A 20,907-nucleotide genomic window follows, 5' to 3' on the forward strand; every position below is an offset into this window, starting at 1 on the left:
CGATGACAACGGCGCGATTCCGGCACGACGCACGCCGATCCCCTATACTCGGGCACCTTTGTGCGCATGAAGCCTCCCCCTGATCAGACGCCCTCGTCCCCAGAGCCCGAAGCACGCCCCCGCGCCCTCTTGGCGGCCGTGCAGTTGACCTCCGTGGAGGACGCCGACTTCCTCGATGGCCTGGCAGAGCTCGGCCGCCTGGCCACGACGCTTGGCTTCGAGGTGGTGGGCGAGGTCACCCAAAAGCGCGACGCCTTGCACGCCGGGACCTATTTCGGATCGGGCAAGTTGGCCGAGATCGCTGCCCTCGTCGAGGCCAAGCAGGCCACGTTCGTATTGACTGATCACGAGCTGTCGCCCTCACAGGCCCGCAACCTGGAAAACGCGGTGGACGTGGACGTGATGGATCGCACGGCGGTGATCCTCGAGATCTTCCACCGCCACGCCCACTCGCGGGCCGCCCGCGCGCAGGTGGAGATCGTGCGCCTGCAGTACCTGGCGCCGCGGCTGCGCGAGCAGGGCAAGGGGCGCGACCGGCAACGGGGAGGCATCGGCGGCAAAGGCGCGGGCGAATCCAGTCTGGAGCTGGATAGACGCAAGATTCGGGATCGCATCGCCGAGCTGACGGCCGAGCTCGAGAGCCTCGAAACGGAGCAACAAACGCGGCGCGCGCGGCGGCGGGAACAAAACCGGGTCGCGCTCGTGGGCTACACGAACGCGGGGAAATCCACGCTGATGCGCGCGCTCACCGGCAGCGCCGTCTACGTGGCCGACAAGCTCTTTGCCACGCTGGACACCACCGTGCGCACGCTGCACCCGGAGACGCGCCCGCGGGTTTTGCTCTCCGACACCGTGGGCTTCATCGACAACCTGCCGCACGGGCTCGTGTCGAGCTTCAAAACCACGCTCGACGAAGCGCTCGAGGCCTCCTTGCTGCTGCACGTGATCGACGCGTCGGACCGGGGGTGGCGACGCCAGATGGACGTGACGGATCGCGTGTTGGCCGAGATTGGCGCCGACGACCTGCCACGTCTGCGGGTGTTCAACAAAATTGATCGCTTCGCCTCGGCCGAAGAGCAGGTGCAGGCCACCCAGCAGTTTGCTTCGCGGTTCCCGGACGCGGTGATCATGTCCGCGTACGATCCCGAGGACGTGCGGCACTTGCACGAAGCCATCGCCGGTCACTTCCAGCGTTTTTTGGTCGAAGACGAGCTGCGCGTGCCTTATGCCGCCCAGCACCTGCGGGGGCCGATCTACGAGGCCTGCGAGGTGCTCTCCGAGACCTACGAAGCCGACGCGGTGGTGTTTCGCTTGCGGGGGCCGGCGCAGACGATCTCGTCGCTACAAGCCGCCGCAAAGGCCCCGCCCCGCGATGCGGCCTAGCGCTGGCGCACGCCCTTAGACCCCCTTAGACCGAGGCCCACAAGCTGCGTGCAATCACCTGGCGCGCAGCCTGGGCGAGAGCGTGGGCGCTGCCGAAGGCGGCGGGCGGCAACAGCGGCCCGAGCCGCACCGTCACGGACGTTTTGCGGGTGGCCCCCACGGTGGTGAGGTAGTGGCGCAGAAACGAGGCTTCACCCACCCAGGCGATGCGGGGATCCGCATATTCGATGGAAACGGGCAATACGGGCACGTTCATCAGGCGTGCGAGCCCGAACACGCCCCGGTGAAACGGCAATAAGCGGTCGCCCGCCGTGGTCGTACCCTCGGGGTACGCGATGACCGTCACGCCCGCCTGCAGGGCACGCCGGGCGCGGCGCAACACGAGCGCACCGCTGTGGGCATCGCCCCGGTTCACGAACAAGATGCCGAGGCGCTCGGCCACGTGACCCACTCCCGGCCACGCGGCCACCTCGCGTTTGGCGATGCAGGTGCTGGGCGTGAGCGAGGGCAGCACCAGCGTGTCGACGTAGCTGACGTGGTTGGCCACCATGATGACGGGCCCCTCGGGCATCGCCCCGCCTCGTGTGACCTCGAGGCCGTGCGCGGTGCACAAGCCACGCGCGGTGTGCTGGACCTGCGCCGCCACCGCCCGCAAAGCGGCGGCGCTTTGGGGAGGGCCTTCGGCACGCGCGCGGCGCAGCGTCCAGCACTGGGCCGCGAGGCCACCAAGCCTCCAGGGCAAACGCCACGCTGCTGCCAGATTCAGCTCGGGGACTTTGCTCATCTGCCCGAGGTTCCCCCCGCCGTGTGGCCTGCGTGTGGCGCACAACCCACAATTCGGCCACGAGCTTGGCCTCTGCGTGAAACACCCGTGTGGCAGCGGCGTGCATTGCGGGCGCTCCTGGCATAGCCTGGGCACGCCCGTGATTCACCCCGCCCCTTCGCGCAGCCCTGATCCCTCCCGACCGCCGTGGCGGCGGCGGCTTGCGGCCAGTTTCGCCCAGACGGGCCCCACGCTGACCCTGGTCTGGGACTCGGCACGGGCCGGGACCGTCATGCTCGCGGCGCTCACGGTGCTCGCGTCGGCGCTGCCTCCGGCCATGGCCTACGTGGCCAAGCTCATTATCGACGCCGTATTGGCCGCCCGCGACGCAGGCCCCACGGTGGCCGGGGTCACGGACAGGGTGGTCGACCTCGTGCTCCTCGAAGTGGGCCTTGCGGTGCTGGTCACCGTGGTCGAGCGGGCTTTGGCGCTGGTACGGCAGCTCGTGGGGGCACGCATCGGGGTCGACATCAACCTGAGGATCTTGCGCAAGGCCCTGGCGCTCGAGCTGCCCCAATTCGAAAACCCCGAGTTTTACGACAAGCTCACGCGGGCGCGCCGCGAAGCCTCGTCCCGCCCACTGGCGTTGGTGGCGGAAAACTTCCAGATCATCCGCCAGGTGCTGACCCTCACGGGGTACGCCAGCTTGCTCCTGTCGTTTGCGCCCTGGATGTTCGCGGTGGTGCTCCTGGCCGCGGTGCCCGCCTTCGTCTCCGAAACGAAGTTTTCGGCCATGGCGTTCCGCCTGCGCAATTGGCGTTCGCCCGATGCACGGCGCCTCAACTATCTCGAGTATGTGCTGGCCAACGACGAACACGCCAAGGAGGTCAAGCTCTTCGGCATCGGTCCCGCGCTGCTCGCACGCTACGAAACGCTCGCCGAACGCTTTTACCAGGAAGACAGGGCCCTGGCCGTGCGGCGAACCGGATGGGCGTACGTGCTTTCACTGCTCAGCACGGGGGCGTTTTACGCTTGCTACGCGGTGGTGGTGTTGGCCACGGTGGCCCACCAGCTGACCCTCGGCGACATGACGCTTTACCTGATGGCGTTTCGGCAGGGGCAGCAATCTTTCCAGGGGATCTTGAGCTCGCTCAACGGGCTTTACGAGCACAACCTCTACATGCAGAACTTGTTCGAGTACCTGGCCATCCCCACGGCCCTCCCGCACGAAGAGGCGCCACCGCCCGGCGTGAGCGAAGAGGGCATCAGGTTCGAGGACGTGGGCTTTCGTTATCCGGATGGGCGCACCTGGGCGCTGCGGCACGTGAGCGTCTTCATCCCCAAGGGGCAGAGCCTGGCGCTGGTGGGAGAAAACGGCGCAGGGAAAACCACGTTCATCAAGCTCTTGACCGGCCTTTATCGCCCCACCGAAGGGCACGTGTTCCTCGATGGCCGCGACGTACGGCAGTGGGATCCCGTTGCGTTGAGGCAGCGCGTGGGGGTGATCTTCCAGGACTTCAACCAGTACCAATTCCTCCTGCGGGAGAACGTGGGCCTGGGCAGCATCGCCCACCTCGAAGACGCGCCTCGCATCGGCAGAGCCATCGATCGCGGCGGCGCCCGCGACTTCGTGGAAGGCCTGGCCCAGGGGCTCGATACGCAGCTTGGCCGCTGGTTCAAAGACGGTGCGGAGCTATCGGGGGGTCAATGGCAAAAGGTGGCGCTGGCCCGCGCGTTCATGCGCGAAGAGGCCGACATCCTGATCTTGGATGAACCCACGGCAGCGCTCGACGCCGAGGCGGAGCACGCCGTGTTTCAGCGCTTCCGCGAGCTGGCGCACGGGCGCACCACCATCGTCATCTCCCACCGCTTTCCCACGGTGCGCATGGCCGATCACATCGTGGTTCTGGCGGGGGGCACCGTGGCTGAAGAAGGCACCCACGAGGCCCTGTTGGCGCGCAACGGTCGTTACGCGCACCTCTTCAGTTTGCAAGCTGCGGGGTACCAGTAGCCGCCCCTGTTGGGGAAGCTTGCGCTTAGGAACCCAACTGAGGGACAGCCAGGGTCGCCGAGGATCGCAGGTGTTCTTCGACGAGTACGCGTAGCGCCGGCGCGCGAATGGTCCAAAGCGTCCCGCTCCCGGCTTGGCTAGCCACAAAGACGTCGCCTCCCCGCGGCCTCACGAGATCCCGAATGGCCGACATGCCTACCCCACGGCCTGAGGTCTCAGTCACGGTGTCTCTCGTCGAGAAGGAGGGGCTGAGAAGTGCCTCGATGAGGTCCTTTTGGCTCTCACTGGCCATGCCGCGGCTTTTGGCACGCGTTCTGACGGCTTCCCAGTCGATACCGCGTCCGTTGTCGCGGCACGTGATGATGAGATCTCCCTGGTCCAACTTGGACTCGAACCAGATGGTGGGCGGATCCGTCTTGCCCACGGCTTCGCGCTCGGCGACAGACTCGAGCCCGTGGTCCACGGCATTCCGCACCACGTGCACGAACTCGCTCCACAGGGGGCCCCATTCGTCGGCGTCGGCTCTGACCCCGTGGTCCTCGATCCTCACGTCGAGCTCTCCCTTGCCAAGCTTCTCTGCGAGTTTTTGCGCCTGCACCGAGAAGCGGGCAAACACCTTGCGCAGGGGCTCGCAACTCCACGAAGCCACCATCGACCTTACGTCCGAGTTCACAGGGGCGTGCTCCAGCGTATCTTGAAGGGCACGGTACTCCCCCGTCGGGACCTCCACGATCTCGCCCCGCTTGACGGTGAGTCCGCTCATCTTGTCTTCAAGGTGCTCCCAGCGGTCCGCGATCACGTTGATCCGTTCGGGCGGAGGCAGCGCGCGCTCGGCTTCGATCTCGTCTTCGAGGGCGTGGCAAAGCTTCGCAACCACCTCGAACCCGAGGATCCCCGAATTCCCTTTCAAGGTGTGAAGTGCCGCCTTGACTTGCGACAAGGGAATGTCTTCCGCTCGTCTCAAGGCTTCCACAAGACGTGAGGCTTCGGCAAAGGCGTTGAGGAACCCCTCGCGGTCAGCCGTGACACCTTCGAAGAGTCGCATGATCTCACGCTGCTCGGCTTCTTTGCGCGCGCTTGCCTCGCTGGCGGTGATGTCATCGATGACGACCAAGAGGCCCGCACGGCGCCCGTCGTCTTCCATGATGAGAGAGTACGCAAACTTGTAGATGCGACCCCAGGATGTCAGCCGTCGCGGCATCTGATCGACGATCAGGTCGGCGGGCATGATGTCTTCCAAGAGGTCGTCGTGGGACAACTTGAACCACCCTGCGAAGTCCTGGCTCGCCGCGCCTATGTACTCCCAGAACGTTTGGCCTTCCGCGGGCTTTCCGAACCAGGACTCTAGAACCGCTGAACGCTCGGATGAGACGATGCCGTCTTTTGACAGGGTCACAAGGCCCTGGGTGACGTTGTCGAGAACGAGGCGCATATCTCGATTACGCGTCGATAGCTCTGCCGTCCTGGCCTCGACTTTTTGCTCGAGAGTGTGGTTGAGCTCTGCGAGATGCCGGTGGGATTCGGAAAGATCACTCACCATGCCGTTGAAGGCCTCGCCGAGAACCTCGATCTCGTCCCGGCTCTTCACCTCGCAGCGCACGCTGTAGTCGCCGGAAGCGATCTTCTTGGACGCTTCGGTCAGAATGCCAAGCGGCTTGGTAATCTTGACGGCTGTGCGACGAATGAACAGAGTGCCCGCGAGCAAGCTAACGATCGCCAGTCCCGCCAAAACGGCCAGAGTTGACACCAGCTCGCGCCGGGCCTCCACCCGCGCGCGCTCAGTCGCGAGGTCGAGCTTGCGCGTACTGATGCCATATACGATGAATCCCAGAGTCTCGCCGTCGTCCACGACGCGGGCGGAGTATTCTTGCACTCGCTGTCCAAACAGGTCCTTGGCCGCCTCCTTGACGGACTGGTCAGCGGCATCTTCTGCATCGCCGGTGGCAAAGCCCAGGGCCTTCCAGGTGTCGCCAATCTCCTCGCCCTCCTTGACATTGGGAGCCACATAAGCCCAAGGGCGACCGTCCTTGTCGACGTACATGCCGTAGACAACGTCGTCGTCCTCCGCAACGGCGCGATTCACCATGGCCGTCACGTCAGAAAAAGCGTTGTCGCTCGCGAGATTGCGCAAGGCCAAGGCGTGGTTGCCAGCCAGGCCACGTCCCTTGACCTGGATGCTGTACTGGAGCAGCCGCTTCGTCTCTTCCAGGTTGCGCCGGGAAGCCTCGAAGTTCATCCAGCCCACCACCACCATCGTGCTGGTCGCTACGGCGGCGAAGATCACGAAGACCGTGCTGACCAGCTTTGCTCGAAGACTCGTAATACGCTCTCGTCGCATCGTCATGTGGTTCTGGGCGAGTCAAACGGCAGTTGTGGGGCTCACCTTGAGCTGGAGGCTGCTCGCTCCCGCCGAATGAAGGGCCCCGAACATTCGTCCTAAAGTCTCGGTGGCTCGGCTCCGATATGACCCGGCGCAGGGTCAGATGTCGAAACAGTTGCAACAACCGCCATGCGGGCTCGCGTTTCTGACGAGACGGCACATCGTGCTCGGCTCGTTGGCAGCTCTTGGGTCCCAGCTTCACGCACGGACGGCGCGAGCCCAGGCTGGCGCCGTGTACGTGTATTTACACTCCACGCTGAAGGCGAAGTCACTCGAGGAGCTGGTCTCTCAGGCCCTGCCGGGGTCCGAGATCACAGTATTCTCGCGGGTGAAGGACCTGGAAGACGCCATGCAGGCCAAGCCGCCCGGTGCGCTTCTGTCCTACCCCCCGGTGCACGCCAAGTTCCAGCTGACACCGGCCCTCAGAGGGCTCGCCAAACAAAAGGACTGGGAGCCCTACGTCAGCATGAGCGTGGGCAAGGCGCTTTCAAAAGCGGAGCTGGCTGGAAAAACGATCGGGGTGTTGGACACCCTCGGTCGTAAAGAGACCACCGACCACGTGACGGCCATTCTGGGCGGGATTTCGGACTTCAAACTCAAGCGTGTCATCAAGCTGGAAGACATGCTGCCCCTTCTGCAGTTCGGTGCGGCGGAGGCCCTCATCCTCCCCGCGTCGGCGGCCGCGGAGATCAAAAGCCGCAGCCAACAGGAACTCGTGGTTTCAGAAATCGAAGGCGCACGCGCTGAGCTCCCGGCTGTCGGCGGAAGCCTGGCTTCGGCACTCAAGGATCGCTTCATCGGCATGGACAGCAAGGTCAAAGCCGCGCTGGGGGTAGAATCATGGCGCTAGTCAAAAGTTGGGTCTCACGTTGCTTCGTGACCCTGGCAATCGCGTTTTCCGTTGCATGCGCAACCCCGGCAGGGACCAAGCCCTCCGTCCAGATCCAGGACGCGCCGCGGCGTCCCGGGCTTCCGGTCGTGCTGGTGGCGATGCCCTCGTCGGCCGTGATGCTCGAGGTGCGCAAGGGTCTGCTCTCCGAGCTGGAAGACGAATTCGACCTCGTCTCCTTACCTGTGGGCGACGACACCAGCCCCGAGACGCTCGCCGCGGGGCTTGACCGCACCACACCCAAGTGCGTCGTATTGATGAACAACAAGACCCTCGATCTCTATAAGAAGCTGCAGGCCAGCCAGCCAGGTCGCACCTACCCGCCGGCCGTGGTGGTCATGTCCTCTTTCCTCGAGGAAGAGATCAAGGGCCTCAAAAACGCCGTGGGCATCTCTTACGAGGTCCCTGGGGTGTCCGCCTTCGTGCGGCTGCGCTCGGTCTTGTCGCGGCAGGTGAGGAAGGTCGGTGTCTTGCACCGGGCGCGCTTTGCCAGCTTCGTGGGCAAACAATCGAAGCTTGCCGCCCTCGAAAAGTTCGAGCTCGTGCCTCAAGAGATGCCGGCAAGCCCTTCAGCCTCCGACATACGAGATGGGCTCGAAGCTCTCAGCAAGCGTGGTGTCGACGCTGTATGGGTGCTCAACGACAACGCCCTACTTGGTAATCAGACCCTGCTCGCAACGGGCTGGATGCCAGGGATTCAGGCAGGCACGGTACCGGTCATCGTCAACGTCGAAGCGCTCGTGGATCCCAAGATCCGCTTCGGCTCCTTCGCCGTTCTTCCCGATCACGAGGCCCTGGGGGTGCAAACCGCCAACAAGGTCTTCGAGCTGATGGAAGCGGACTGGGAACTGGACGAAGGCAGTGTGGATCTTCCCCTGTCGGTGAAGACCATTTTGAAGGTGGAAGAGGCGCGCTCGATGTTCGGCATCAACGAAGGCCGGCTTGGCGAAGTCAATCGCCTGGTTCAGTAGAGCTTCGTCGCACACGACCACCGCGTCTGTATGTGAGTCATCGGGGAAGGCGCACCCGAGGTGGGTGAGCTGCGTCCAACCGAAGACGAAAGCCGCAGGCAACGATTGCGGTATGGAAAGGGAAGTCAGAGTCATGAAATACCTGTCGAGAACAACTGAATCGAGAAGAGGATGGGCGCAGCACCCGCCCACGGGCCCCTGGCGGGCCAAGCTGTCCCGGCTCTGCGTGGCGAGCTTGACGGTTGCGCTGTCTTCCGCCGTGGTCACGAAGCCGGCCCCCGCGCAAGCCCAAGAGAGCGACGCCTCGCTTTCGCTCGTCGACCTCTTGGAGATGCGCCTCGTCGAGTCCTCGACCCTCAAGGCGCAGGCGGCCGAGGATGCCCCTTCGTCCGTGGCCGTCATCACCCACCGGGAGATCATGGAGCGGGGCTACCGCACCATCAAAGACGTGCTCGTGGACGTCGCCGGCGTCATCGACGTCTCTGACGTCAACGAAGAGGTCGTCAGCATTCGCGGCACGTTCGCCACCACCTCGAACAAGACGCTGACGCTGGTCAACGGTCACCGCATGAATGACATGGAGCTGGCCCGCTACAACATGGACCAGTTCATCGGCCTCGATGTGGTCGAGCGCATCGAAGTCATTCGTGGCCCTGGATCGGCGATTCACGGCACGGGCGCCATGAACGGCGTCATCAACATCGTGACCCGCAAGGGCGCCGACATCGGCGGAAGGACCGCGAAGCTCAGGCTCGGGCCAAACTCGCGCGAGTACGTGTTTACGATCGGAGAGAAGCTCGGCAACGCCGACATGCTCTTCAACTTCACCATGTACGACGCCAGCGGCCAGAGCATCGACTTCCCGGCCAACTACGACAGGGCCCCCAACCCCATGGAGTTTCCGCGGGCAAACCCCGCCGCCGTGCCGACGCCTGGCTCTGTCTTTCTGCGTCGCCATCCCCACAACTGGGCCGGCCTCTTCGTGCTCCGTACCGACAACGAGGTGCTCACGATGCGGGGCTCTCACTTCGTGCGGGCCACACCGCGGGGCCGCGACGGCTTCTACAATCCCGAGACCGAGCCCTTTCCGCCCCGGTACACGATGGACGACTTCTTCGTGGACTACGCGCGCACCTTCAACATCTCTCCGGCGCAGCGCTTGGTGGTCCAGCCGATGGTGCACTACTACCGCTACCAGGAGATGTCGTTTCTCCGGTTCGGAGCTGAAGACATTCCCCCACTCGGAGACCGCTCCGGCGTTCTCGACGAGCACACGGTGGGTGGCATTCGCGCCTATCACACCTGGGACATCCTCCCCAACTTGAACCTCACGTCCGGCATGGACGGCCGCGTGGCCCGCTGGCTGCGCCAGGACGGCATCGCCATCGACCAGGCAAGCCAGACGTACACGCTCAGGCGTTTCGGCGCCCACGCTCGCGACCTGACCTACACTTACGGCTTCTTTACCCAGGGCATCTATTCGTTACTTGGTGACAAACTGGTGTTTACGGGTGGCCTTCGTTTCGATCTGTTCGAGCAAGGGCTCTGGGCGATCGATGGGGAACCCCCTGCACCCAAGCTCACGCCTCGGTTGGGCGTGGTGTACAAACCCATCGAAGGCCTATCCTTCAAGGCACTCTACGCACAGTCCTACCTCGCCCCGAACGTGTTCCATCTGAGCTCGGCCGATCCGAACTTCGTGGGCAACCCCGATCTTCACTCGGAGAAGATGGACGCCTTCGAGCTCATTGGCGCCTATCGCAGAGGCAAGTACACCGTGAGCGCTGATCTTTACTACAACAAGGCCAGTGACTTCATTAACCAGGTCAACGGCGTTTATCAGAACACCGGTCAGGCCGACTACTACGGTGGTGATCTTGCGACCGAGGCACGCATCAACCGCTTCGCGACGTTGCGCGCGAGCTACAGCCAGATCCGCTCGACCGACAGCACCAGTGAGGGGAATCTCATCATGGGAAACAACGGTCGCATCCGATCCATCCCCCGGCATAACTTCCGCTTCGGCGCCAGCTCGTCACCCATCGAAGGGCTGACCCTGACGCTGTTCGGACGCGGTGCGGGCACGACGTACATCAACCAATCGATCGATGGGGCCACCGAGCTCGATCCGTACGTCACCTTCGACGCCACGATTCGCTACCTGTGGCGGAGCTTCACGTTCCAGCTTTACGGCACGAACATCTTTGGAAGCAAGTACCGCGTGGCCGATGCCGGCCCCGGGCAGCCGCTGCCCCGGCTTCAGCAGTACTTCGAGGCGTCTGTCGCCTACAACTTCTAGAGCGCCGCACGTTTGCGCCCAAGGAGGCGGCCCCCGCTGGGGCCGCCTTTTCCTTTTGAGGCCTGAGCGTCGGCCGCAAGGGCCTGGACACGGCCGTGTGCAGGAGTCAGCCTCGTCTCGAGAAGGCCAATTCATGAACCGGATATCGAAAACGAGCGTGCTGTTTTGGGCAGTGGTTGCACTCGGGTGCAGGCGAATTTCTGCCCCGGACGCCCCCTCTCCCTCCTCGACGACAGGCGCGGCGGCCGCGAACGTCAGTCTGCACGGCGCGTCCCTCACTGGAGCACCGGCCGTATCGCTTGCAGCCTTGCTGGCGGATCCGCTGCCCCACGCAGGAAAGACGGTTGGTCTCGAGGGAGCTGTGCGGCAGGCCTGTACGAACAAGGGCTGTTGGATGGAGCTTGCCGCCGCGCCGAAGGGGCCGGGCGTGCGGGTGCGCTTCAAGGATTACGGCTTCTTCGTGCCCACCAATTCCGCCGGGGCGATGGCAAAGGTGGAAGGTGAGGTGAAAGTGGCGGAGCTCAGCGAAGGGGAGGCGGCACACTGGGCGTCTGAGGGCGCACAGATTCCCCGCGGGCCGGATGGCAAGGCGCGCGAAGTCCAGCTCATCGCCACGGGGGTCGAACTGCGGCGGCCGTGAGGGGCCCGCTTACCCCCAGCGCACGCGGGTACTGAGGCGACGAAGCGGCCCCAAGGGGTCGCTGCGGCTCAAAGCACTGTAAGGGCGCAGCCGAACAGAGTGGTCAACTCTGCATCTTTGTCCTCCCGCAAAACGCGGCATGCCTGAGGACACAGCGTGAGTTGGCCGGCCTCGAGGAAAAAGCTCTTGTCGTCGCAGGCGTCGGGGCTCATGGTCCGACGGATCTTGCCCTTCTGTGTCCCCGCAGATGAGTAGGTCATTTCGATTGTCGTGGTGTCGAGCTCTTTTCCTGCCGGAGGCGTGGGCAGCGTGAACGTACAGGGCAGCTCGGCGCCATCCACAGCGCTTTGGGCGATGCGCTCGAAGATGGTCTTGAAGTCGGTGCTGCAGACAGGGTATCGCAACCCGCCGGTTATGAGGCTCAAGGCCTGATGGGCCAACCCCGAAGAAGGGGTCGTCAGCACCTGGCCCTGGGGCGAAGTGTATGAACAGCTCCCCTCGACGAGAGGGGCTTGCGTTTCGTCCGGCGGGTAAGGCAAACCACCCGGGGCGCTGCTCGAGGCCATCCACGGCGGAACGCCCACCATGCTCCAGTACGAGTAGTTGCGGAACCCATTCGAGAGCTTGAAGTACTCCGGAGCCAGCACGCGCAGCGCCTCGTCGAAGACTTCGGCGTAGCGTTTTGCGTCCGTTGCGCTCGTTCGCTGTGGCAAATCTTCGACATTTTCTCTTTTCGTGAAAACGTAGTTGGCAATGCGACAGTCCAACTGTTGGTCACCGAAGTAGATGATGAGCTTGAACGAATCTTTCTGTAGGCTGTCGGTCAGTTTCTGGGGCGGCTCGAACAGCTGAAAGGTACCCGAACCGTCTCCGTACAGCGCGCCCCACGGCTGCTGGAGTGAGGGGTCGAGGTACTTGATGAGGTGGCACCACGATTCTTGGTCGTAGGGAGGATGTTCGATTTGCAAAAAGCGCTCTGCGAGCCGCGGTGTTTCGGGGCGGTCGAAGTCGCAGAGTCCGTCACCATCGGCGTCCTGTGCCGTACCAAGGGGTTGCGCAACACAGATGCCTGATGTGTCGCCGTGCAGGGGTTTGTGGTACCGGGAGAGCACGGTGAGGCGATAGTCGATTTTCGCAGCCTCCACGATCGGGTACAAGTCACGGTTGATGCTGCGGGCGATTCCCAGGTTGTTGAAGGCCAGATTCGTATCGGGCAACACCAGTACGATGTCCACGGGTCGCTTGACCGCGGTGGCCTTGGCGGTGCTCTGAACGCAGGCGGTCTGGTTCGTGAGCTCCGGCGCCGCCCCCAGGTCGTCGGGAAGCACCACCGGGGGGGGAGGCTGTGCGTCGGGTCTCTCCGCCCCCAGACCCCCGCCGACCGGCCCGCAGCCCGCTCCAAGAATCAAGGCCCCAAGCGACGAGGCGGCAGACATGTACCTGATTCCGACGAGGAGGGTCCGCTTCATGAAGGGGGAGACGCGCCAGCGCCCCCTACGGCTCGAGAATTTTGTGTCAGGGTCGACATTCTGCGGCGCGCCGTACGCGCACGAGCCGTTCCCGCAGGCCCGCCGGGCGCCCCTGGCCGTAGGTCGATTCATGTGGCCGAGGGCTACCCAAGTTCGGCAAACTGTTTGTTTCTGATGGTTATCGCTTCCTATCTGCCCCGGCTCCGCTCCCGTGCGAGGGCTTGCCCGGCCGCAGCATCCCTCGGAGGGTGGCTCGTGCTGGCGCTGGCGCCTTCGTTCGCTTGTACGCGGTACGTGGACGCCGTCACACCCGCGGTGGACGCTTCGCCCTCCGATGATGAGGAGGTTCTCGAAAAGCCTGACGCCACCTCTGCGCCTGCAGATGCCCCCCCCGCCGATGGCCCGGAGGTCAATGAGCCCCGTTTACCCCGCCTCGTGACCTCCTTCGGCAAGGGCGGAATGTACGAAACGCCTGCTGCCCGGGACAAGCAGACCTTCGTGGACTTCATCTCACTTCCCGACGGGGGCAGCGCGCTGATGCTCGAAAGCGCCTGCGCCGTTTGGATCACCAACGCCCAAGGAGCCCAGGAGGGACGATATCGAGAGCCCACCTGCAGGGGGCGGGCCTTGCTTTGGCATCCCGCACGCAGAATTCTTGTATCGGCGGGCCTCACGGAGCGCATGGGCCTCGTGCGCGCGCTGGATCGCACGGGCGCCACCACAACTTTGATCGCTGATTCGCCCTTTTTCGAGATTCCGCTCGACGACATCACTGCGATGGGCCTGAGCAATGCCGGCCCCGTGGTAGCGGGGTACAAGGGATCAACCAAAAACCCTGGCAACCTGGACGCCACGCTGTTCGTCTTGCAAGAGGCCCGTGGCGACACGGCGGGGGCAACGACGGATCTCACTCTTTCAGACTACGTCCTGTGGATCGACCAGCCGGGGACGGGAGACATCGAGGCCATCGGGGTTGGATTGGGCGAGAGCTCCGTTGTTCCGCCCTTGTTTTTCACCCTGGCGATGTCGAATGACGGAAAGATCGCCACCGTCGACCAAAGGGAGGGCAGCGAGCTCCTGGGGAGCCTGCCGGTGCGCCTGAAAGTAGCTCCCGATCGCACCCGTTACGCTTTGGCCTCGGTCCCCCCCACGACCAAGACCGCCTCGCCGTCCTGGGCCATTTTTGCCTTCTTCGAACGCGGAAAGATCAATTCAACCTTTGGTAACGGCGGGCTTGCCCCTTTGCCCCATGCGGACGTGCGCTGGACCGACTTCATCGTTCGTGACAGGGACATCGTGCTCGTGGGGACCAACGATGCATCGCCCGTGACGACCTGGATGACGGCGTTGGACCTCGCCACGGGGCTGCCCGTGGGTCCTTTCGAGACGGAGGGCGCATTGCCCGTGCAAGAAGGCGTGGCCGCGCTGCGCATTGCGCCTGCGGGCGACGGCGCCGTCCTCATTGCGGGTCTCACAGGGGTCGCCGCCAACGCCGCTTTCGTCGCCAAGGTGCAGCTCGACGAGCCGAAGCCCTGAAAGCGCGGCCGTCATCGCGCCGCCCCTTCACGGGTTGCAAAGCTCGCAGTGGGCGGGGTCGGCGAAGGAGATCTTCGTATCGCGAAGCTCGTCCATGAACCCGCATCGGTCACAACGCCACAGGGCCCCCTGCGTCTCCCACGTGGGTGTGCCGCAGGCGGCGCAGGGGCGACCCGTGATCGTCTCGACTTCACCGAATCCGGGTTCGTGACACCCAGGGCACAAGGTGGCGAGGCGCAACGCCAGGTCCTCGGCCGCGCGCGCGATGGCGCGCATGCGCGTGGGGTTGACGTGCGCACGCATGTCCGTTTCCAACTGTATGGAGGGCCCCCGCGCCAAGGCCTGCGTCACGAGCGCGGCCAGGTGCTCATCGTCGACGATTCCCTTGTGGAGAACAGGTCCGTGAACCACGAGCGCGTGCGAGGGAAACCCCACCTCGGCAGCGAAGTCCCGGGCCTCGGACACAGACGCCACCCATCGCGTGCCGTAATTCGTGTCGAGTGACACGTCTTTGCCCAGCACCTTCCAGCGCTCCCGCCGGCTGTGCAGGCCCACCCACTCGAGCCCCACGGCACAGAGCCCAAGCTGGGGGTGGGGTCCAAAGCTGCCCTCGCTGGCCACGACCAGATCGGCTTCAAGGCCGGCAGCCTCCCATTTGCGCGCGAGGGCGGACAGGGCGTCGCCCTCCCGCTTGACCTCGCGAGTGAAGGTCCCGAAGCGGTCCGTGTCGATGCCAGCGGCCCCGACCACGTCGATCCCCACACGCGCGAGAGCGGGACGGATCGCCGCCGCTTTGCCGTGCATGCTGACGAGGGTGGCGGTGCGCCCCGCCAAAGGTTTCCTGACGACGGTGTCCACGCAAAACGCCTCAACTGTTTCTATGGCCGTGCGTGCGCTTCCGATCAAATCGAGAATGGCAATGCCGGGCATCGCCTTTTCCTGGGCCGGCCGCCACCGCTTCCGTGATGGACATTCGGGACGCTGGCGGGATAATCGCCTCACCCATGCCCCAAAAACTCAACAAGTGGTCGCGACACCTCACGGAAACCCAGTCTCTTCCCGCGGCGAAGGCGCAGCTCTACGCGGCGGGCTTGAAGCCGGAAGACATGGGCAAGGCCCAGGTGGGCATTGCCAGCACGGGCTTCGAATCGAACCCCTGCAACATGCACCTCAACGCCTTGGCAGCCGACGTAAAAAAGGGCGTGGAGGCGGCCGGCCTCGTGGGGTGGGCGTTCAACACCATCGGCATCAGCGATGGCATCACGAACGGCACTTCCGGTATGCGGCACTCCCTGCCCTCGCGCGAGATCATCGCCGACTCGATCGAAGCCATGTGCGCCGGACACTTTTACGACGCCAACATCTCGGTGGTGGGCTGCGACAAGAACATGCCGGGGGCGCTCATCGCGATGGCCCGCTTGGATCGGCCGAGCATCATGGTCTACGGGGGCACGATACAGGCGGGGCTTTTGCGTGGGCGCAAGCTCGACATCATCTCGGCGTTCGAGGCGTACGGGCAGTATCTGGCCAAGCAGATCGACGAGACGGAGATGGACGAGGTGATTCGACATGCCTGCCCCGGTCCGGGGGCGTGCGGCGGCATGTACACGGCGAACACGATGGCTTCAGCCATCGAAACGATGGGCATGACCCTGCCCTTCAGCTCGTCCTTGCCGGCCGTGAGCCCCGAAAAGCGCCAGGAGTGCCTCCGCGTGGGCGCAGCCCTGAGGACGTGCCTGGAGCAAGACCTGACCCCACGCTCCCTCATGACCCCGCTGGCCTTCGAGAACGCGATCACGATGGTGATCGTGCTCGGGGGCTCGACCAACGCCGTGATTCACCTCATCGCCATGGCGCGTGCGGCCGGCGTGAAGCTGACGCTCGACGACTTCAAGCGCCTGAACGACAAGATCCCGGTGCTCGCTGACCTGCGCCCTTCGGGCAAACACTCCATGGAAGATCTTTGCCAGGTAGGGGGCGTGCCGGGCGTGCAGAAGTTGCTGCTGCGCGAGGGCTTGCTCGATGGCCGCGGCATGACGGTCACGGGAAAAACTTTGGCCGAGAACCTCGAAGGCGTGCCCGAGCTCAGCGAAGGGCAAAAAATCATTTTCCCCCTCTCGAGCCCCGTGAAAGCCGACGGCCACATCCGCATCCTGCGCGGCAATCTGGCGCCCGACGGGGCCGTGGCCAAAATTACCGGCAAGGAAGGGCTGCACTTTCGAGGGCCCGCCCGTGTGTTCAACTCCGAGGACGAAACCCTCGCCGGGGTGGCCGGAGGTGCCGTGAAACCCGGAGACGTCATCGTGATCCGTTACGAAGGCCCCAAAGGGGGCCCGGGCATGCCCGAGATGTTGCGCATCACCAGCGCCGTCATGGGCGCAGGCCTTGGCAAAAGCTGCGCCATGATCACCGACGGCCGCTTCAGCGGCGGTTCACATGGCTTCGTCATCGGTCACATCACCCCGGAGGCCCAGGAGGGGGGCCCGCTCGCGTTCCTTGCGGACGGCGATCCCATCGCCATCGACGCCGTGGCGAACACGATTGACGTCGAGGTGTCCCCCGAAGAGTGGGCCCGACGCCAGCAGGGGTGGACGGCGCCCCCTCTGCGTGTTTCGCGAGGGGCCCTGCTCAAGTACGTCAAGCTCGTGAAGAGCGCCTCCGAAGGCTGCGTCACCGACGAATAGCGCGCTTCACGCCTGGTCCCTGGCCGGGCCCTGCTGCTCGAGCCAGGCGAGCCAGGGCACGATGCCTTCCGCGTGGCGGCTCGACGTCTCGATGATCGCAGCCCGATCGTTGACCGCGCGCACGTTGGCGAGGGCCTTGTCTTTGTCGAACCCCACGGCGGAGGCAAGGTCCATCTTCGTCAGAACCACGAGATCGGCTGCCCGAAACATGTGAGGGTACTTGAGGGGCTTGTCCTCTCCCTCCGTGACGGAGAAGAGCACCACGCGCCCCGTCTCCCCGAGATCGAAAAGCGCCGGGCACACGAGATTGCCCACGTTCTCGATGAACACGACGCTGCCCGGTTCCGGATCCAGCTGACGCAAGCCCTCGAAGACCATGTCGGCCTCGAGGTGGCAGCCCGTACCCGTGTTGATTTGCACCGCCGGTGTGCCTGTCGCGCGGATCCGCTCGGCGTCGAGGGGCGTCTCCTGATCCCCCTCGAGCACCACCACGGGCCGCTTCATCGCCCGCAGCGTCTGCTCGAGCAGGCTCGTTTTGCCAGCACCAGGTGCGCTCATCAGATTGAAGGCCACCGCCCGCCGCCCCTCGAGCCAAGCGCGGTTCCTCTCCGCGAGGCGATCGTTCTTTGCGAAGATCTGCGCAGCGAGCATCTCCACGTTGCTGCCAGGCTTGTGTACAGCCGGTGGGGGGGCGTCGTGGTGAGGGGGGGCGTGATCGTGGCTGTGCTCATGCGCGTGGCTGTGCTCATGCGCGTGGCTGTGCTCATGCGCGTGGCTGTGCTCATGCGCGTGGCTGTGCTCATGCGCGTGGCTGTGCTCATGCGCGTGCGCGTGGCTGTGACTTGCGCCCAATGGGTGGGCGTCGTGGCGATGGCGCACCGTCGTGCCATCGGGCAAGACGTGGGTGTGTTCCCCGTCCGCCGCACCAATGGTGGTCTCGTTGCCTTCAGAGCAGCCGCAGTGTCCGCACATGCCAAATCCTCCTCATTCGAGCTCCATCTCCGTGACGACGAGCTCGTCGCCACCGACCACCGTCACACGTCCGGCCCGCGGACAATCACAGCGGGCACGCAGCGCCGACAAGGACACGGTCTGCCCGCATTCGCAGGTCCCGCGTGCCGGCAGCGTACGAATCTCCAACCGTGACCCCTCGAGCACCGTACCTTGTGCGCATAGTTCGTAGCAAAAGACGATCGCGCGGGGGTCAACGCCTGTCAAGGCACCAAACGCCACTTGCACCCGACAGACCCGCCGCGTGCCCGCCCGTTCGGCCACGAGCTCGACGAGGCTGCGGGTGATCGACAGTTCGTGCATGGTCAGAGCACCGTGAAGGCGGCCCCGCTCAGCAGATGCGCGGCAGCGGCTCGCCCACCAACATGTCCAGGACCCGGTCGGTCCCAAACCCCGTCTGAATGGTGACGACACCGGGATGGGCCGACGTGACCTCACCCACGACGGCGGCGTTTTCGCCCAGGGGGTGTCGTCTCATTGCGTGCAAGGCCGCCTGAGCGTGCGCCTTGGGCACCGCGGCCAGGAGCTTACCTTCGTTTGCGAGGTGCAGCGGATCGAGCCCCAGGAGTTCACAAACGCCCTGCACTTCGCTGCGGACCGGCACGCTCGGCTCGTCGATGCACAGCCCCAGGTTGGCGCTGTGGGCCCATTCGTTCACCGTGGCCGCCAGGCCCCCGCGCGTGAGATCGCGCATGGCCCGCACGGGAACGGCTTGCACGAGCGCCTGCACGAGCTCATGCAAAGGAGCCGAATCGCTCATCACCGGCGAGGCGAGCTCGAGCTCCCCCCGCGCGATCAGGATGGCGGCCCCATGGTCGCCCAGGGTTCCGTTCGTGAGGAGCACGTCGCCCGGTTCCAGGCTCCGGGCGCTCATGTGGAGCCCCGTGGGGATGACGCCGACCCCGGCCGTATTGATGAAGAGTTTGTCCGCTTTGCCCCGCGCCACCACCTTGGTGTCACCGGTCACGATGCGCACGCCGGCCTCTCGGGCGGCGCGGCCCATGCTCGTCAGGATGGTGCGAAGCAGGTCGATGGGCAGCCCCTCCTCCAGGATGAGGCCACACGAAAGATAAAGCGGCTTGGCGCCCCCCACGGCCAGATCGTTGATCGTTCCGTGAACGGCCATCGAGCCGATGTCGCCGCCGGGAAAGGTCAACGGCGTCACCACGTACGTGTCGGTGGTGAACGCCAGTTGTCCTCCCAAGGCCGCCATGTCGGACAGCGCAAAGCGCGCTTGATCGTCTTCGGCCACGGCATGATCGAAAGCCGGCAGGATGAGATCCTCGATGAGGTCTCGCATGGCCCTGCCCCCGCCGCCGTGCGCCGCCTGGACCACGTCATCCTGCACCCTGCGCTTTTTGTGGCGCTTGGCCTCGATGCGCGCCAGCGCCACCTGGGCCGCGTTGTGCTCGGCCAGCACGGGCCTCGCCGGCGCCGTCATGGGTGCACCTTGAGGCCACTCGCCCGACGCAGAGACGTCAGGCGGCCGTACGAGTAGTACGCGGCGCACGCACCCTCCGAAGACACCATGCACGAGCCGATGGGGGTCTCGGGGGTGCAGGCCGTCCCGAAGACCTTGCACTCGTAGGGCCGCAGTTGGCCCTTCAGGACCTCCCCACACTGACACGCCTTCGGATCGGCCACCGAGAGCGCGGGCACCCGGAAGGCCTGCTCTGCGTCGAAGCGGGCGAAGCGGGGTTGCAGCTCGAGGCCAGATTCCGCGATGGAGCCCAGGCCGCGCCACTCGAAGTGCGCCCGCGGCTTGAAGACCTCGTGGATGGCCGTTTGGGCGGCGCTGTTTCCCTGCGTGCTGACCAGGCGGCTATACTGATTCTCCACGACGGCGCGGCCCTCGACGTGCTGAGCCACCACCATGGCGATGGATTGCAGCACGTCGAGCGGCTCGAAGCCGCTGACGACGAAGGGGCGCCGGTAGTGCTCGGCGATGAAGTGGTAGGGCTCGACCCCAATCACCATCGAGACGTGGCCGGGGCCAATGAAGCCATCAACCTGCAGATCTTCGGCGTCCAAAAGGGCCCGCAGCGCGGGAATGATCGTCACGTGATTCGAGAAGACGAAGAAGTTGGACACACCCTCCCGCTCGGCCTGCAGCAGTGTCAGCGCCGTGCTGGGCGCGGTGGTCTCGAACCCCAGGCCAAAAAAGACCACCCGCCTTGAAGGGTTGGCGCGTGCCAGCGCCAGCGCGTCCGTGGGGGAATACACGGTGCGCACGTCGGCTCCTTCGGCCTTCGCCCCGGCGAGCGACGTGCGCGAGCCCGGCACCCGCAGCGCATCGCCGTAGGTACAGAAGATCACGCCCTCGCTCGTTGCGATGCTGATGGCGTCGTCCACGCGGCCCACGGGCAGCACACACACCGGGCAGCCCGGCCCATGCACGAGCTCGATCGTTTCGGGCAGCAGGGTCTCGAGACCGAACTTGAAGATCGCGTGCGTGTGGCCGCCGCAGACCTCCATGATCTTGAGCGGCGCCCCTTGCAGCGTCTTGGGCCTCCGGCTCATCAGGCTCTCGATGGTGGCGACCAGCCGCCGCGCCGCCGGCGGATCACGGAACTCACTGACGTATTTCATGACGCACTTTCCGAGTGGGGGCGCGGCCTTACGGCGCGTCGTCCAGCTCTCCGAGTTGCTTGATGAGGTCGAGGGTACGCGCGGCCTCTTCCGCGTCGATGCGGCTCATGGCGAAGCCCACGTGGATGAGCACCCAGGCCCCCACGAGAGCCTGGGGGTCATCGCCCTCGAGCACGCAGGCCAGGTTCGCCACGCGGCGCACACCTCCCACGTCCACGACACCGCGCGCGGTCTTCGCATCATCAATCGCCACCACTTGACCAGGCACACCCAAACACATTC

The 20,907-nt window shown here is 64.9% G+C and carries 17 protein-coding genes; 8 read left to right on the top strand and 9 right to left on the bottom strand.

Annotated features, from left to right (window positions below; genetic code table 11):
* The first annotated feature begins 66 nt into the window (after positions 1-66).
* Positions 67-1,383: a GTPase HflX gene (gene hflX, locus KA712_19505; GenBank protein MCG5055156.1), complete on the top strand. Its 1,317-nt coding sequence runs from the start codon at positions 67-69 to the stop codon at positions 1,381-1,383.
* A gap of 25 nt (positions 1,384-1,408) precedes the next feature.
* On the opposite strand, the gene KA712_19510 is transcribed toward hflX, so the two are convergent.
* Entirely contained in the window at positions 1,409-2,167 is a 759-nt protein-coding gene (locus KA712_19510; protein MCG5055157.1) for a 1-acyl-sn-glycerol-3-phosphate acyltransferase, read from the bottom strand.
* A gap of 271 nt (positions 2,168-2,438) precedes the next feature.
* On the opposite strand from KA712_19510, the gene KA712_19515 reads away from it, so the two are divergent.
* Complete coding sequence (locus KA712_19515) at positions 2,439-4,157, top strand: ABC transporter ATP-binding protein/permease (GenBank protein MCG5055158.1); 1,719 nt, start codon at positions 2,439-2,441, stop codon at positions 4,155-4,157.
* A gap of 25 nt (positions 4,158-4,182) precedes the next feature.
* Here KA712_19515 and KA712_19520 read toward each other — a convergent pair whose 3' ends face one another.
* Positions 4,183-6,495 (bottom strand): HAMP domain-containing protein, encoded by a 2,313-nt coding sequence (locus KA712_19520; protein MCG5055159.1) that lies wholly within the window; start codon positions 6,493-6,495, stop codon positions 4,183-4,185.
* A gap of 274 nt (positions 6,496-6,769) precedes the next feature.
* On the opposite strand from KA712_19520, the gene KA712_19525 reads away from it, so the two are divergent.
* The 4 genes from KA712_19525 (at position 6,770) to KA712_19540 (ending at position 11,336) form a co-directional block, all read left to right on the top strand.
* Positions 6,770-7,387: a hypothetical protein gene (locus KA712_19525; GenBank protein ID MCG5055160.1), complete on the top strand. Its 618-nt coding sequence runs from the start codon at positions 6,770-6,772 to the stop codon at positions 7,385-7,387.
* On the top strand, positions 7,378-8,397 hold the full coding sequence (locus KA712_19530) for a hypothetical protein (GenBank protein ID MCG5055161.1): 1,020 nt from the start codon (positions 7,378-7,380) through the stop codon (positions 8,395-8,397). Before KA712_19525 ends, KA712_19530 begins: the two co-directional genes overlap by 10 nt.
* A 133-nt stretch (positions 8,398-8,530) precedes the next feature.
* Positions 8,531-10,696, top strand: a complete 2,166-nt coding sequence (locus tag KA712_19535; protein MCG5055162.1) for a TonB-dependent receptor — start codon at positions 8,531-8,533, stop codon at positions 10,694-10,696.
* A 133-nt stretch (positions 10,697-10,829) separates the two neighbouring features.
* A complete protein-coding gene (locus tag KA712_19540; GenBank protein MCG5055163.1) occupies positions 10,830-11,336 on the top strand; it encodes a DUF4920 domain-containing protein in 507 nt (168 codons plus the stop codon).
* 68 nt (positions 11,337-11,404) lie between these two features.
* On the opposite strand, the gene KA712_19545 is transcribed toward KA712_19540, so the two are convergent.
* Entirely contained in the window at positions 11,405-12,805 is a 1,401-nt protein-coding gene (locus KA712_19545) for a hypothetical protein (GenBank protein ID MCG5055164.1), read from the bottom strand.
* A gap of 174 nt (positions 12,806-12,979) precedes the next feature.
* On the opposite strand from KA712_19545, the gene KA712_19550 reads away from it, so the two are divergent.
* The gene (locus KA712_19550; GenBank protein MCG5055165.1) at positions 12,980-14,341 is read left to right on the top strand and encodes a hypothetical protein; all 1,362 of its coding nucleotides are present in this window, start codon (positions 12,980-12,982) and stop codon (positions 14,339-14,341) included.
* A gap of 27 nt (positions 14,342-14,368) precedes the next feature.
* On the opposite strand, the gene KA712_19555 is transcribed toward KA712_19550, so the two are convergent.
* A complete protein-coding gene (locus tag KA712_19555) occupies positions 14,369-15,271 on the bottom strand; it encodes a hypothetical protein (GenBank protein MCG5055166.1) in 903 nt (300 codons plus the stop codon).
* Between the two features lie 74 nt (positions 15,272-15,345).
* Here KA712_19555 and ilvD point away from each other — a divergent pair, with 74 nt between their 5' ends.
* Positions 15,346-17,025, top strand: coding sequence for a dihydroxy-acid dehydratase (gene ilvD, locus KA712_19560; protein ID MCG5055167.1), 1,680 nt, complete (start codon positions 15,346-15,348; stop codon positions 17,023-17,025).
* 6 nt (positions 17,026-17,031) lie between these two features.
* Here ilvD and hypB read toward each other — a convergent pair whose 3' ends face one another.
* The 5 genes from hypB to KA712_19585 are packed head-to-tail and all read right to left on the bottom strand — an operon-like array spanning position 17,032 to position 20,905.
* Complete coding sequence (gene hypB / locus KA712_19565) at positions 17,032-17,997, bottom strand: hydrogenase nickel incorporation protein HypB (GenBank protein ID MCG5055168.1); 966 nt, start codon at positions 17,995-17,997, stop codon at positions 17,032-17,034.
* 12 nt (positions 17,998-18,009) lie between these two features.
* Positions 18,010-18,339 (bottom strand): hydrogenase maturation nickel metallochaperone HypA, encoded by a 330-nt coding sequence (locus tag KA712_19570; protein ID MCG5055169.1) that lies wholly within the window; start codon positions 18,337-18,339, stop codon positions 18,010-18,012.
* A 28-nt stretch (positions 18,340-18,367) separates the two neighbouring features.
* Positions 18,368-19,477 (bottom strand): hydrogenase expression/formation protein HypE, encoded by a 1,110-nt coding sequence (gene hypE, locus KA712_19575; GenBank protein ID MCG5055170.1) that lies wholly within the window; start codon positions 19,475-19,477, stop codon positions 18,368-18,370.
* On the bottom strand, positions 19,474-20,625 hold the full coding sequence (gene hypD, locus KA712_19580; GenBank protein ID MCG5055171.1) for a hydrogenase formation protein HypD: 1,152 nt from the start codon (positions 20,623-20,625) through the stop codon (positions 19,474-19,476). The genes hypE and hypD overlap by 4 nt, the downstream gene beginning before the upstream one ends.
* Positions 20,626-20,653: 28 nt before the next feature.
* Entirely contained in the window at positions 20,654-20,905 is a 252-nt protein-coding gene (locus tag KA712_19585) for a HypC/HybG/HupF family hydrogenase formation chaperone (GenBank protein ID MCG5055172.1), read from the bottom strand.
* Positions 20,906-20,907: the final 2 nt, after the last annotated feature.

The organism is Myxococcales bacterium, from assembly GCA_022184915.1.
Lineage (GTDB): Bacteria > Myxococcota_A > Polyangia > Fen-1088 > Fen-1088 > JAGTJU01.

Coding starts and splice junctions, on each gene's coding strand:
- hflX (MCG5055156.1), top strand. CDS start 67: ATGAAGCCTCCCCCTGATCAGACGCCCTCGTCCCCAGAGCCCGAAGCA.
- KA712_19510 (MCG5055157.1), bottom strand. CDS start 2,167: ATGAGCAAAGTCCCCGAGCTGAATCTGGCAGCAGCGTGGCGTTTGCCC.
- KA712_19515 (MCG5055158.1), top strand. CDS start 2,439: ATGCTCGCGGCGCTCACGGTGCTCGCGTCGGCGCTGCCTCCGGCCATG.
- KA712_19520 (MCG5055159.1), bottom strand. CDS start 6,495: ATGCGACGAGAGCGTATTACGAGTCTTCGAGCAAAGCTGGTCAGCACG.
- KA712_19530 (MCG5055161.1), top strand. CDS start 7,378: ATGGCGCTAGTCAAAAGTTGGGTCTCACGTTGCTTCGTGACCCTGGCA.
- KA712_19535 (MCG5055162.1), top strand. CDS start 8,531: ATGAAATACCTGTCGAGAACAACTGAATCGAGAAGAGGATGGGCGCAG.
- KA712_19540 (MCG5055163.1), top strand. CDS start 10,830: ATGAACCGGATATCGAAAACGAGCGTGCTGTTTTGGGCAGTGGTTGCA.
- KA712_19545 (MCG5055164.1), bottom strand. CDS start 12,805: ATGAAGCGGACCCTCCTCGTCGGAATCAGGTACATGTCTGCCGCCTCG.
- KA712_19550 (MCG5055165.1), top strand. CDS start 12,980: ATGGTTATCGCTTCCTATCTGCCCCGGCTCCGCTCCCGTGCGAGGGCT.
- KA712_19555 (MCG5055166.1), bottom strand. CDS start 15,271: ATGCCCGGCATTGCCATTCTCGATTTGATCGGAAGCGCACGCACGGCC.
- ilvD (MCG5055167.1), top strand. CDS start 15,346: ATGCCCCAAAAACTCAACAAGTGGTCGCGACACCTCACGGAAACCCAG.
- hypB (MCG5055168.1), bottom strand. CDS start 17,997: ATGTGCGGACACTGCGGCTGCTCTGAAGGCAACGAGACCACCATTGGT.
- KA712_19570 (MCG5055169.1), bottom strand. CDS start 18,339: ATGCACGAACTGTCGATCACCCGCAGCCTCGTCGAGCTCGTGGCCGAA.
- hypE (MCG5055170.1), bottom strand. CDS start 19,477: ATGACGGCGCCGGCGAGGCCCGTGCTGGCCGAGCACAACGCGGCCCAG.
- hypD (MCG5055171.1), bottom strand. CDS start 20,625: ATGAAATACGTCAGTGAGTTCCGTGATCCGCCGGCGGCGCGGCGGCTG.
- KA712_19585 (MCG5055172.1), bottom strand. CDS start 20,905: ATGTGTTTGGGTGTGCCTGGTCAAGTGGTGGCGATTGATGATGCGAAG.